Genomic DNA, 13,476 nt, shown 5'->3' with positions numbered 1-13,476 from the left:
CCCCCATGCTCGCTTCGCTCCCACTCGTGCTGTTTCTAGCTCCCCGTCCCTGTCGGGCCGCGGTCCCGTGGGGGGCTGCGCCACCCCACCCCCCATGCTCGCTTCGCTCCCACTCGTGCTGTTTCTAGCTCCCCGTCCCTGACGGGCCGCGGTCCCGGGGGGCTGCGCCACCCCACACCCCCCATGCTCGCTTCGCTCCCACTCGTGCCTTTGTCAGCAGCCCCAATCTTGCCTTGATCAATTATCTTGTCGCGAGTCGCTCGCACTCTGCCACCTCTTGCCACCAAGATTGTGCCCATGGTGGTGTTCGGTGCGCAGGTATGCGGTGATTTGTCGGCTGGAGCGACCCGTGAGTGGCTCGTGCCCGACGGCACTGGCGGGTACGCGATGGGGACGGTCTCCGGGCTACGAACCCGCAGGTACCATGGCCTGCTCGTGGTCGCGGAGCCCGGTCAGCCGGCGCGCCGGCACCTCGGGCTGGCCGCGCTCGACCCGGTCCTGACGCTGCCGTCCGGCGCCACTGTGTCCCTCGCCACCCACGAGTGGAACGGCGGCGTCGTCAGCCCCGAGGGCCACACCCTTCTGGAGCGCTTCGAACTGGTCGACGGGCTGCCGCGCTGGCGCTGGCGGATCGGGCCGGTCGTCCTGGAACGGCGCATCGCGATGGTCCACGGCAGCTCGCACGTCGGCGTCGTGCACCGGCTGCTCAGCGCGCCCGGCCCGGTGACGCTCACGCTGAAGGCGCTCGTCACCTGGCGCGACGCGCACGGCGAGCGGGGTGCGTCCGGCCCGCCGCCCGCGGTGGCGTCCGTGGCCGGCGGCGCCGTCGTCGAGCGGGCGTTCCGCTTGCACGGTCCTTCCTGGCAGCCGGGTGGTCAGTGGTACCGGGGTGCCTACGCTCGTGAGGAGGCCGCCCGCGGACTGAACGCGTCCGAGGACCTCTGGTACGCGGGGGAGTTCAGCGCGACGCTGCACACCGGCGAGGCCCTGGAGGTGGAGGCGTGGGCCGGTGACGGCGAGGCCCACGGCGCACAGCGGATCGTCGAGCGTGCGCAGGAGCGCAACCGGTCCTTGACGCACGACGCTACCGACGCGGCGGACGCAGCACTGGTACTTGCGGCCGACGCCTTCGTCGTCGCGGGTGCGCAGGGCGCGCCGGAGGTGGTGGCCGGCTACCCGTGGTTCGGCACCTGGGGGCGCGACACCATGATCAGCTACGAGGGCCTGTTCCTCGCCACCGGCTGGTGCGACGAGGGTCGCGAGCTGCTGCGCGCCTACGCGGCGACCCTGTCCGAGGGCATGCTCGCCAACACCGCCGACACCGGCCAGACGGAGTACAACACGGTCGACGGCACACTGTGGTTCCTGCACGCCGTCGAGCGGCACGTCACCGCCACCGACGACGAGGACCTGGCGAGGGAGGTCCTGCCGGGGCTCGAGCAGGTCGTCGCCGCGCACCTGGCCGGGACCCGCTACGGCATCCGCGTCGACCCCGCCGACGGTCTCGTCACGCAGGGCGCCCCCGGTGTCGCGCTCACCTGGATGGACGCCCGCGTCGACGGGATCCCCGTCACACCGAGGGTCGGCAAACCGGTCGAGGTCAACGCGCTGTGGATCAACGGGCTGGCGGCCGTCGCCGGGCTGAAGGAACGCCTCGGCGGCGACGCGACGGGGCTGCACCGGCTCCGCGAGCGGGCCGCGGCGAGCTTCGCGACCCGTTACCCACTGTTGCGCGCTGCAAGCGACGTGCGGGATGCAGCGCCGCTGTACGACGTGGTCGACGGCCCCGACGGCGACGACCCGTCCACGCGCCCCAACCAGCTGCTGGCGTGGAGCCTGCCGCGGGGCCCGATGCGCGGCACCCCCGTACCGGACGCGGTGTTTTCGCTGTTCACGCCGCTTGGGCCGCGGTCGCTCGCGGCCGACGACCCGGCGTTCACCGGCGCCCACCGCGGGTCGCCCGGGGACCGGGACCGGGCCTATCACCAGGGGACGGTCTGGCCCTGGCTGATCGGCCCGTACATCGATGCGGTCCGCCACGGTCGGTTGAACAATCACCGTGAGTTGCTGGCCGGTATCGAGGCGCATCTGTGGGAGTGGGGCGTAGGTTCGGTCAGCGAGACAGCCGACGGACATGCGCCACATCAGGCCACCGGGTGCCCGTTTCAGGCCTGGTCCGTCGCGGAGACCCTGCGAGTCCGACGGAATGTCGGCTGACCGTTACACCCTAGAAATGAGATTTGCCTCCCTGGTAACCCTCGCCCGGCAGGATGAGTCTCAAGCCCACCCACCTCGTCACACGCGAGTCTGATTTGCGTGTGTCAGCGTTGGCGCGCGTGGGTACCAGGGCGGGCGTTTTCGAGCGACAACTCAACTGTGGGGGCGGCCACGTGGACCAGACCATCGGCAAAGCGGCGACACCGATGAGGATCCTGATGCTGTCGTGGGAGTATCCACCCGTCGTGGTCGGCGGGCTGGGACGGCACGTGCACGCCCTCGCCACCTCGCTGGTGACGGCGGGCCACGAGGTCACCGTGGTGACCCGGCATGCGCCGGGCGCGCCGCTGGAGGAGTACTCCGAGGGCGTCCGCATCGTCCGCGCGGCGGAGGACCCGCCGCTGTTCCCGCTCGCCACTTCCACGCTGCTGGCGTGGACGATGGCCTTCAACCACACCCTGACCCGCGCCGCCCTGCGCGCCGCGGCCACCGGTGAGTACGACCTTATCCACGCCCACGACTGGCTCGTCACGCACACCGCCGTGACGCTCAAGGAGTGCCTCGACCTGCCGCTGGTCGCGACCATCCACGCCACCGAGGCGGGCCGGCACCAGGGCTGGCTGCCCGACGAGATGAACAAGTGCATCCACTCCGTCGAGTGGTGGCTCGGGCACGAGGCCTGCCGGGTGGTGGTCTGCTCCGAGTACATGCGCTGGGAGGTGACCCGGCTGCTCGACCTCGCGCCGGCCCGGGTGTCCGTCGTGGCCAACGGCGTCGACTCCAGCGTCTGGAAGGCACCGTCCCGGGCCGTCAACGCCGCCCGCGCCAGGTTCGCCGCCGACGGTCCCCTCCTCGGGTACGCCGGCCGCCTGGTCTACGAGAAGGGCGTGCAGGACCTCATCGCCGCCCTGCCCGAGCTGCGCGCCAGGCACAACGGCCTGCGGGTCGTCATCGCCGGCGACGGCCCGCACCGGGCCGAACTCCAGGAGGACGTGCGGCGGCTGCGGCTGCAACGGGCTGTCAGCTTCGCCGGCTTCATGGGTGAGGGCGAGCTGCCGGCGCTCATGGCGGCCACCGACGCCCTGGTGGTGCCGAGCATCTACGAGCCGTTCGGCATGGTCGCCCTGGAAGGCGCCTCCGCGGGTGCGCCGCTCGCGGTCGCCGCCACCGGCGGCCTCGCCGAGATCGTCGAGCCCGGCGAGACCGGCGTGACGTTCCCGGCGAAGAGCCCCGAGGCGCTCGCCGCGTCCGTCGGCACCCTGCTCGACGACGAGCCGTTCGCCCGCCGGGTCGCGAAGAAGGCCCGCACGATGGTCGGCCAGAAGTACGGCTGGGCCACCATCGCGGCCAACACCGCCGAGGTGTACCGCACGGCCATCACCGAGGCGCCCGGCTTCGCCGCGAAGCAGGCCGCTGCGGTCCTTGAGAACGGACGGCCGCAGATTGTCGTGCCGGACGGCAACCTTCTGACGATATAAGTCCGATCTTTGAGCGGCCCCGGCGGGAAGTTTGCCGGGGCTGTTCGCATTTGGGGTCTCGCATCCCGGCCGGATCGCGATTAGGGTCTCTGGGGGTACAGCGACCGGAATCGATCAGGACGGCGACTGGGTGAGCGGGACGGCTGACGAGGTCCTCGGCAACAGATACCGGCTCATCGCACCCGTCGGCACCGGTGGCATGGCGGTCGTGTGGCGGGCCCAGGACCTCGTGCTCGATCGGGACGTCGCGATCAAACTCCTCTCCGAAGAACTCGCCACCAAACCCGGCAACCGCGAGCGCATCCGCGCCGAGGCGCAGGTCGTCGCCCGGCTCCAGCACCCCAACATCACCGCCGTGCACGACTACGGCGAGGCCGGTGACGCCTTCGCCGTGGGCCGCCACGGCCGCCGCCCGTACGTCGTGATGGAGCTCCTCGAGGGCGACCTGCTGTCCAACCGGCTGCGCAGCGGACCGATGTCGTGGCGCCGGGCCACCCAGATCTGCGCCCAGGTCGCCGCCGGGCTGGCCGCCGCGCACGAGCGCCACGTCGTGCACCGCGACATCAAACCCAGCAACATCATGCTCACCGCCGCCGGCGCGAAGATCCTCGACTTCGGGGTGGCCGGCCTCACCGGCTCGTTCGACCCCGACGACGAGGACGGCACCGTCTTCGGTACCCCCGCCTACCTGGCACCCGAGCGGCTCCTCGGCGGCGGTGTCATCCCCGCGACCGACGTGTACACCGTCGGCCTGCTCGTCTACCGGTGCCTCACCGACCGGCTGCCGTGGCACGCGGACACGCCGACCCAGATGATCGCCAACCACGTCTACGAGCCCCCGCATCCGCTGCCGGAGATCTCCGGCCTGCCCGCGGACATCGGCCGGCTCGTCGCCCGGTGCCTGGCCAAGGACCCCGAGGACCGCCCGCCGGCCGCCGAGGTCGCCCGGGTCCTCGCCGCCGCCACCGGCATCCACGTCGTCCTACCTGGGGAGGACGGCTCCTCCACCCAGGAGGTCCATGTCCCCCACGCGGTCGGGGCGCGCCACCGCCAGCCGGTCGAGCCGACGTTCGGCCGCGAGGTGACGGTCCCGCGCAACCGCCGCGCCGCCCGCCAGCGCAGCCGCCGTGCACTGGCCGCGTCGATCGCCGCCGTCGCGGTCGCCGTCGCGGCCGGCTGGCTCGCCTACTGGAAGCCTTGGGCGCCGCGTGCCGGCTGCAACGTGGACTTCTACATCCACCCCGAGATGAACGCCGCCGGTGACCGCCCGTTCTCGGCCAGGATCACCATCGCCAACTCCGGCAACCGGCCGACCGACCCGTGGAAGCTGCACTTCCTGCTCCCCGGCGGGCAGGACGTCAGCCAGATCGACGGCAGCATCGCCACGTGGGAGCGCGCCGGCGGTGGTGTACGGATGACCGGCGCCTACGCGCTGCCGCCGGGCAAGGCGCTCACCGTCGGCATGAAGGGCAACGGTGGCAACCCCGCCCCGCCGAGTAACTTCACCGTCAACGACGTCGACTGCGACACCCGGATCTCCCAGCGCCCGCCCGGCTCCGCGCTGCCACCGATGACCGACCTGGTCCCGGCCCCCAAGGACAAGGACCGGCCGTCCAAGGACGAGCGCCCGCCGCCGCCACCCGGTGGCGACCGCCGTCCCCCGCCCGGCGAGGAGAACGGCCCGCCGCCGTCAGGCTCGGCGACGTCCGGTCCGCCTGCTTACGGGCGGCCGGCGAGTGGTGCGGCGACGCCGTCGCCGCGTTACGTTGTGAGCCGTGCCTGAACGGTTCCCCGGCCCCGTCGGGTTCGTCTTCGGCGGCGGCGGCGTCCTCGGCGCGGTCGAGGTCGGCATGGCCAGGGCGCTGCTGCACGCCGGGATCCGCCCGGACCTGGTCGTCGGCACGTCGATCGGCGCGTTCAACGGCGCGGCCGTCGCCGCCTCCCCGGACGAGCGGGTCGCCGAGCGCCTGATCGAGCTGTGGGTCTCGCCGGAGGCCCGCACCGTCTACGGCGACTCCCTGCCGCGGCAGCTGGGCCGCTTCGCCCGCAGGACCCACCTGCACTCCCCGGCGCCGCTGCGCCGGCTGCTGACCCGCGAGCTCGGCGAGGACACCACCTTCGACGACCTGCCGGTGCCGTTCCAGTGCTGCGCCGCCAGCATCGAGCGCGCCGCGGAGCACTGGTTCGACAAGGGACCCCTCGTCGAGGCCGTCCTGGCAAGCTCGGCCGTGCCCGGGTTGCTGCCACCCGTACACCTCGGGGAGGAGCACTTCATCGACGGCGGGATCGTCAACTCCGTGCCCGTCGGCCGCGCCGTCACCCTCGGCGCCCGGACGGTCTTCGTCATGCAGGTCGGCCGGATCGAACGCCCACTGCGCCCGCCGCGGCGGCCGTGGGAGGTCGCGCAGGTCGCGTTCGAAGTCGCCCGGCGGCACCGCTTCGCCCGGGAGCTGTCCGAGGCGCCGCCCGAGGTCACCGTCCACGTCCTACCCACCGGCGGCGGCACCGCACGCGACGACTCACCGCTGTCCTACCGCAACATGACCCTCGCCCGCGCCCGCATCGACCGTGCGTATGAGGCGTCCTGCGCCTACCTGGAAGCCGCTGTGTGATGCCACCCCGCTGGCTGCGCCGCGTCGTCCTCGCCCCGGTCTTCCTCGGGATCATCCTCGCGGTCCTGGCCACCATGCCGGCCTGGCTGCTCATCGCCGGCGTCGTCGCACCGTTCGGCTCCGGACGGTTGCGCGCCCTGCGGGTCACCTGGATGCTCGCCGTCTACCTGCTGCTCGAGGCCGTCGCGCTGATCGTCCTGTTCGGGCTCTGGGTCGCCAGCGGGTTCGGCTGGAAGCTGCGAGGGCCGCGGTTCCAGCGGATCCACTACGTCCTCACCGGCCGGTTCCTGCGGGTGCTGTACGAGCAGGCCCGCTGGGCGCTGGGCGTGAAGGTCGCCGTGGTCGGCACCGACCCCGACGTCGCCGCGCCGGGCCGCCCGGAGCTGGTGTTCTGCCGCCACGCCGGCCCAGGCGACTCGTTCCTGCTCATCCACGCGCTGGTCAACTGGTTCGACCGGGAGCCGCGCATCGTCCTCAAGTCCACCCTGCAGTGGGACCCCGTCATCGACGTCATGCTCAACCGGCTGCCCAACCAGTTCCTCACCGCCGGCGGCGGCGACCCGTCGCACGTGGCCCGCCTCGCGACCGGCCTCGACGACAACGACGCCCTCGTGCTCTTCCCGGAGGGCGGCAACTTCACCCCGACCCGCCGCGAGCGCGCCATCCAGCGGCTGCGCGACCTGGGCCTGCACAAGATGGCCGAACGCGCCGCCCGCATGCGGCACGTCCTGGCGCCCCGCCCCGGCGGGACCCTCGCCGCGCTCGACGCCGCACCGGAGGCCGGGGTCATCTGGGTCGCGCACACCGGGCTGGACAAGCTGCTCACGGTCGCCGACCTGTGGCGGCACCTCCCACTCGACCTCACCATCACGATGCGCTGGTGGTCGGTCGACGCCGCGGACGTACCGGTGGGGCACGAGCAGCGGGTCGACTGGCTGTACGAGTGGTGGGCCCGCATCGACGCCTGGATCGACCGGCACGGCCCCTCCTGAGTTTCCCTTTTCCGCGGCTCCTTTCGGGGCCTTTCGGGGCTGCTGCGGCAGTCGTTCGGGGTTCGTGGAGAATGGCCGGATGCGATTCGGGGTGCTGGGCACGGGACACTGGGCTGCGACGACTCAGGCGGTGGCCCTCGCGGCGCACCCCGACGCCACGCTCACCGGCGTCTGGGGCCGCTCCCCGGCGAAGACCGCAGCGTTCGCCGAGTCGTTCGGGATCACGGCGTTCGACGACGTCGATGCGCTGCTCTCCTCCGTCGACGCGGTGGCGATCGCGCTGCCACCGGAGATCCAGGCCGGCCTCGCCGTCCGGGCCGCCCGCGCCGGCAAGCACCTCCTGCTCGACAAGCCACTGGCGCTGACCGTCGAGTCCGCCGCCGCCGTCGTCGACGCGGTCGACGCCACCGGCGTCGCATCCGTGGTCTTCTTCACCAACCGGTTCATCCCGGCCGTCGAGACCTTCCTGCGCGACAACACCGCCCTCGGCGGCTGGTACGCCGCACACGCCACCATGTACGCCTCGATCTTCCAGCCCGGCAACCCCTACGCGGGCTCGACCTGGCGCAAGGAGCACGGCGGCCTCTGGGACCTCGGCCCGCACGCCCTGTCGGTGGTCCTTCCGCTGCTCGGCCCCGTCGTCGACCTCAGCGCCGCCGACGGCCCCCACGACACCGTGCACCTCCTCCTGCGGCACGACAGCGGCGCGGCGAGCACGCTGTCACTGACCCTCGACGCCGCACCCGACGCGACGTCGTTCGGGTTCTCCTACTTCGGCGAGCACGGCGCCCTCACCCTGCCCACCTGGGGCGACGACACCCCCGTCACCGCCTTCGGCCACGCGGTGACGGCACTGCTCGCCGCGGCGGGCGGCGTGCCACACCCGTGCGACGTGCGGTACGCGGCCTCCATCACCGGCATCCTGGCGGCCGCCGACCAGGCCCGCCGCACCCAGACGATCGTCACCGTCTGATCCTCGCCGCCCCCTGCGCGGTTCCACCTCGCGCCGCTGCACCGCCTCATCGACGCTGCACCGCCTCATCGCATGCGGGTGACCGCCGCCCGCAGGCGCCGCACGTCGCGGATGCGCCGCTCGTACGTGGTGGCCAGGGCGACCAGCACCAGTCCCGCCACCGCTAGGGGCGCCCACCTCGGCAGCAGGTCCCAGTACACGGCGATCTCGTGCAACGCGATCACCGCCAGGACCGTCCCGCCGACGACCACCGGGGCCTGCAGCCGCCACACCGCCCCCACGACGACGACGGCGAGGGCGCCGAGGCCGAGCAGCAGCCGCCGCAGCGGCTCGCCCTCGCTCACCAGCACCGAGGCCAGGCTCGGGCCGAACGAGGCGAACAGCGCGGGCCCGTACGCCACCCAGCTGCTGATCCGCTCCTGCCCGGCCGGCCGCGCCCGGACCGCGTACCAGCCGACGGCGACGGCGATCGCACCCGCGGGCAGCGTGTACGCCTCCAGCAGGGCGACCTCGTTGGACGCGAGCACCAGCCAGTACGCCACCAGCTGTGCCGCGCCCGCCACGCCGGCGAACACCACCCTGGGGCCGGCGAACGCCCGCAACCCGAGCGCGAGCCCCCAGAGGCTGCTGATCCCGGCCATCGCGGCCAGGTCCCCGCTGGTGAGCAGGAACGCCACCACGGCGGTGGTGTGCGCGACCACCTCGAGCACCAGCGCCTCACCCGGCGCCGAACCGCGCTGCACGGCGCTTGCAGCGGGCCGAAGCCGACGGATGACGACCGACGCCGCGAGGACCACGGCCGCGGCGAGCAGCACCCAGTAGCCGGTCCAGCGCAGCGGCAGCTCCGCCGCGCGGGCCGCGGTGAACGCCAGCCAGCCGGCGCTGAGCGCGCCGACCAGCCAGCCGAGGGTCCTCGCCGCCGCGGTCCGCCCGGCGACACCGATGACCGCGGCGGTCACCAGCACCGCGGCGAGCGCGGTCAGCGTCGCGGGTTTCGTCGCGAGGCACCCCGCGAACCCGGCCCCGGCGGTGAACCAGCACGTGAACGCCCCCACGTTGACCCGCAGAGCCCTCGCCCCGGGCCTGACCAGCGCTGCGGCGAGCGCCGTGACCAGCCCGCCGGCGAGCGTCACGGCCGGCACCGTGGGCCACGGCGCCTCGGCCGCCAGGCAGCCGAGCACCACGGCCAGGGTCGCGGGCGCTCCCGCGAGGGTCCACACCGCGGTCCGGGACCGCCGACCGGCAAACACCGCCAGCACGGCGAGCAGCCCGAGTGTCACGGCGGCCGGTCCGGGCCTGTACGCCTGCGCCACGCCGGCCCACCAGCGCCCGGTCGGGTCGAGCCCCACCCCGTCCGGTGCACCCTGCCAGACGGCGCCGAGCCATCGGTACGGCCGCAGCAGCGTCTCGAACACGGCCGGCGCGACCGCCACCAGCGCGACCACCCCAGGGATGACGGCGGGCAACGCCGCCGGCACGAACCATGCAGGGACGGGTCCTCCGGAAGGAGGAGCGCCACCGTCGCCGGTCCTCGGCTGCCAGGCGATGCCGGCCGCCGCGAACCAGGCCGACAGTACGGCCGCGGCCGCGAACACTCCGAACGGCAGGTGACCGCCGTCGGCCGCGGACAACCCGGCCGCGGTCAGCGTCACGCCCAGACCGGCGACGGCCACCCCGAACACCCCCGGGGCGCCGAGCCTGTCGCGCGCCACGACCACCAGCACCGTCGCGAGCGCCAGCCCGGCCGCCGCACCGAACATCGGCGCCGGCACCGACAGCGCGCCCCCGGCCGTGACGAGCCGGACCGCCCCCGCGACGAGCAGCGGCAACCCCGCCAGCCCGACACTGACAGCCGGCGCGGCGAGCCGCCCCGCTTCGCTCCGCAGCGCGAACACCACGCACAGCGCCACCAGGCCGGCCATGCTGAGCAGCGTTGCCAGCGGCGTGTCCAGCCCGACGAGCATCGCGTGCACCGCCACGACCGGCAGCATCATCGCCGCCCACCACCCGGCCGGCGGGCTCAGCCACGGAGCCGGCCGCCCGGCACCGACGGTCGGCGTCGGGCCTGCTGCATCCGTGGTCGGCTGGCCGGCGTCGGCCCGCGTTGGGCTTGCAGTGTCCGGGGCCGGCTGGCCTGCGGCGGTCGGCGCGTGGCCCGCTGCACCTGTGGTGTGCTGCGCGGCGGCCGGCGTGGTGCTTCCGCCGTTCGTGGCCGGCCGGCCCTCGCCGGCCGTGGGGCCGGTCGGCGGAGCGGTCGCGGAAGCCGGAGCAAGGGCGGTCCCGCGGCCCGCGGACCAGTGCAGCGCGGCGACGGACAGCCCGGCGAGCAGCACGAAGTCCAGCAGCGACACGACCGGCAGCGGGGCGTCGAACGTGCCCGGGACGGCGAACACCACCAGCACCGCCGCCGGCCACACCACCCAGCGGGACCGGTTCAGGACCAGGAACGCGGCCGCGATCGGCAGCAGAGCGACCGGAACCTGCCACGAGAACATCGAGTCCAGGGTGGACGCCGGGCCGTGCCACGCGGGCAGGGCGGGGTCGACGGCGGAGCCGGCGGCGAACAGGGCGGCGTAGGCGTACGGGATGGCGGCCGTGCCGGCGACGATGAACGCGCCGACTCTGGCGCCGTCGCGAACCCGGTCCGGCAGCACCGCGACGGCGAGCGCGATCAGCACCGGCACGCAGGCGAACGCGATGGCCTGCTGGCCGGGCACGACCTCCGCGAGGATGCGCACCGCGACGAGCGCGACGATGCCGACCGCGATCCCGGCGCCGACATGCGCCGTGACCCGGTGCACGAGACCGGCGGCCACGATGACCGCGGCCAGCGCCAGCATCGCGGCGCCGGCACCGAGGACGCCGGCGACGCCATCCACGGTGGACAGCGCGACGAGCCCCAGCGGCCCGGCGACGACGACCGCGAGGCCGGCGCCCACCCAGGTGACCTTCTCCACCGTCCGGGCGAGCAGCACGTCGAGCGCCGCCACGGCGACGAACGTCAGCGTCCAGCCCGTCGCCCCGAACGACCGCTCGGCAGCCAGCAACGGCAGCACCGGCTGGGCCGCGAGGATGGCCGCGAAGCGGGGGCCTCGCAAGCCGGTTGCGACGGCGTACCCACCGGCGATGACGGCGGTCACCGCGAAGACCAGCCCGGCGAAGGTGTTCGGCCGGGTCGTGTCGGCGAGCCCGGCGAGGTTGACGTACCAGGCGGCGTATCCGTCCAGCAGCACGAGCAGCAGCCCCAGCGCGGCGAACGTCTCCGCCGTGGAGCGCAGCCCTCGCGCGAGCGCGACCGGCGGCACCGCGAGGGTGACCAGCGTGACCGCCGCCAGGATCGCGGCCCGGCCCAGCACCCCGAAGCTCGCCCAGGCGACCGCCGTGAACACGATCGCCGCGCTGCCGAGCAGCAGACCGCCGAGGATGAACAGCAGGTTCTGCACCGTGCGGGGACTGGTCTCCGGCTGCGCAGCGGCCAGGGGAGCCGGCCGATGGACACCCGGAGCACCGGCACCCGGCACCGGCACGGGCCCGGCAGGCGGCAGGCCCGGTGCGGCGGGCACCGGTCGTACCGGCGCGGCGGTGGTCGGGGACAGCGCGCGCTTCGCCGCCTGCACCGCCTGGCTCACCCTCGCCGCAAGCAGGTTGCGCTGGGCGCGCACGGCGTTCAGTCGCTGGACCGCGGCGTCATACCTGCTGCGCGCCTCGTCGAACTCCGCACGGGCCGCCTCGACCTCGACGAGCAGTTCGTCGGCGCGCACACCGAGCCGTACCACCTCGGCCGCATCCGGGAACGGGGCACGACCGCAGCCGGGGCAACCGGCCTCCAGGTCTGCCTGGCCGCCGCAGAACGGGCACGGGTACGTCATCATGCCGCTCAGGATGACCCCGCAAGCCTGTTGCAGGTATCGGTTGCCCTACTCATCCTCGTCTGAGTAGCGGGATCTTCCCTGTCACGTGAATGACGCGGCATGCTGGCGGGATGCGGTTGCTCACCGAGGCTGAGTACAAAGCGACGATGGAGCCCGAACCGATACAGATCGGTCCGGACGACGAGCCGCCGTTCGACTTCTGGCCCTACTTCGACGCGATACCCGAGGCACACCTCGGCGGCCACGACTTCAGCGAGGGCGGCGTCAACTACGCCTGGCAGATGCCGGCGGGCAAGCTGCAGCACGTCCTCGTGAACTGTGAGACCCCGAACGTCTTCCTGGTCCTCGTCCTGGACCTGCGCACCGAGACCGTCCTCGGCCACTACCTGCTCGACATCTACGGCGTGTGACTACTCGTCCAGCCCGCGCTCGATCGCATACCGCACCAGGTCGACGCGGCTGTGCAGCTGCAGCTTGCCCAGCGTGTTCTGCACATGGTTCTGCACCGTGCGGTGCGACAGCACCAGCCGCTCGGCGATCTCCCTGTACGTGACGCCCTTCGCGACCAGCCGCAGCACCTCGGTCTCCCGCTCGGTCAGCCGCGGCGCGTCCGGGTCCTCGGCGCGCGTCACCGTCGCCAACCGGCGGAACTCCCCGAGCACCAGCCCCGCCAGCCCGGGCGTGAACACGGCGTCACCCTCAGCCGTGCGCCGCACCGCCGCGAGGAACTCCTCCCGAGCCGCCGACTTCACCAGGTACCCGGTGGCGCCGGCCTTCACAGCGTCGAGCACGTCCTGCTGCTCGCCGCTCGCCGACAACATCAGGATCCGCACCTCGGGGCACGACGCGAGCAGCCCCTGAATGACCTCGACACCGGACCGGTCGGGCAGCTGCAGGTCGAGCACCACCACGTCGGGCCGCACCGACCCCGCGATCCGGACCGCCTGCGCCCCTTCACCGACCGCGGCGACGACCTCGTAGCCGCCCTCCGCCAGATCCCGGGCAACACCCTCACGCCACATCGGATGGTCATCGACCACCATGACCCGGAGCCGTCCCGCTGCGTCCACACCCAGCACCCTATAGGTCCGTTTCCCCCACCGGCTGCCCCTGCGGTTCACCCCGCCACGGGAGCGGACTTTGCAGTTGATCGAAGTCCCGGGCTGGTCGCCTGGACGGCCGCCGGGCGACTTCGATCAAGGGCGTCAAGATCGAATCCGGGCCAACGGCCGCGTACGTCGGTGAACCGGTCCGCCGTGGCGCTCAGGTCGGCGGACGTTGCCGCGTGTGCGCGTCGGGAGCCTTCTCGTGGCCCGACCCGCAGGGCGATTG

At 73.3% G+C, this 13,476-nt stretch carries 9 protein-coding genes; 7 read left to right on the top strand and 2 right to left on the bottom strand.

What is annotated here, in order from left to right:
- The first annotated feature begins 297 nt into the window (after positions 1-297).
- The 6 genes from OHA72_RS61350 to OHA72_RS61325 all read left to right on the top strand — a co-directional run bounded on the left by OHA72_RS61350 (position 298) and on the right by OHA72_RS61325 (position 8,272).
- A complete protein-coding gene (locus OHA72_RS61350) occupies positions 298-2,217 on the top strand; it encodes an amylo-alpha-1,6-glucosidase (RefSeq protein WP_442788461.1) in 1,920 nt (639 codons plus the stop codon).
- Positions 2,218-2,423: 206 nt separating this feature from the next.
- Positions 2,424-3,695 carry a glycosyltransferase family 4 protein gene (locus OHA72_RS61345; protein WP_327005250.1) on the top strand — a complete coding sequence of 424 codons (1,272 nt, stop codon included), beginning with the start codon at positions 2,424-2,426 and terminating at the stop codon, positions 3,693-3,695.
- A gap of 130 nt (positions 3,696-3,825) precedes the next feature.
- Positions 3,826-5,478, top strand: a complete 1,653-nt coding sequence (locus OHA72_RS61340) for a protein kinase domain-containing protein (protein WP_327005249.1) — start codon at positions 3,826-3,828, stop codon at positions 5,476-5,478.
- The gene (locus tag OHA72_RS61335) at positions 5,471-6,307 is read left to right on the top strand and encodes a patatin-like phospholipase family protein (RefSeq protein ID WP_327005248.1); all 837 of its coding nucleotides are present in this window, start codon (positions 5,471-5,473) and stop codon (positions 6,305-6,307) included. The genes OHA72_RS61340 and OHA72_RS61335 overlap by 8 nt, the downstream gene beginning before the upstream one ends.
- On the top strand, positions 6,307-7,299 hold the full coding sequence (locus OHA72_RS61330; protein ID WP_327005247.1) for a 1-acyl-sn-glycerol-3-phosphate acyltransferase: 993 nt from the start codon (positions 6,307-6,309) through the stop codon (positions 7,297-7,299). The genes OHA72_RS61335 and OHA72_RS61330 overlap by 1 nt, the downstream gene beginning before the upstream one ends.
- A 79-nt stretch (positions 7,300-7,378) precedes the next feature.
- Positions 7,379-8,272: a Gfo/Idh/MocA family protein gene (locus tag OHA72_RS61325; RefSeq protein WP_327005246.1), complete on the top strand. Its 894-nt coding sequence runs from the start codon at positions 7,379-7,381 to the stop codon at positions 8,270-8,272.
- 65 nt (positions 8,273-8,337) lie between these two features.
- Here OHA72_RS61325 and OHA72_RS61320 read toward each other — a convergent pair whose 3' ends face one another.
- On the bottom strand, positions 8,338-12,144 hold the full coding sequence (locus tag OHA72_RS61320) for an SCO7613 C-terminal domain-containing membrane protein (protein ID WP_327005245.1): 3,807 nt from the start codon (positions 12,142-12,144) through the stop codon (positions 8,338-8,340).
- Between the two features lie 146 nt (positions 12,145-12,290).
- Between OHA72_RS61320 and OHA72_RS61315 the strand changes: the two genes are divergently transcribed.
- Entirely contained in the window at positions 12,291-12,554 is a 264-nt protein-coding gene (locus OHA72_RS61315; RefSeq protein WP_327005244.1) for a hypothetical protein, read from the top strand.
- Here OHA72_RS61315 and OHA72_RS61310 read toward each other — a convergent pair whose 3' ends face one another.
- Entirely contained in the window at positions 12,555-13,187 is a 633-nt protein-coding gene (locus OHA72_RS61310; RefSeq protein WP_327011904.1) for a response regulator, read from the bottom strand. It lies immediately after the preceding gene.
- Positions 13,188-13,476 lie beyond the last annotated feature (289 nt).

Origin of the sequence: Dactylosporangium sp. NBC_01737, from assembly GCF_035963215.1 — a bacterium.
Lineage (GTDB): Bacteria > Actinomycetota > Actinomycetes > Mycobacteriales > Micromonosporaceae > Dactylosporangium.
The sequence above is the reverse complement of the archived record's forward strand: the minus strand, read 5'-3'. Positions and strand labels throughout refer to the sequence as shown.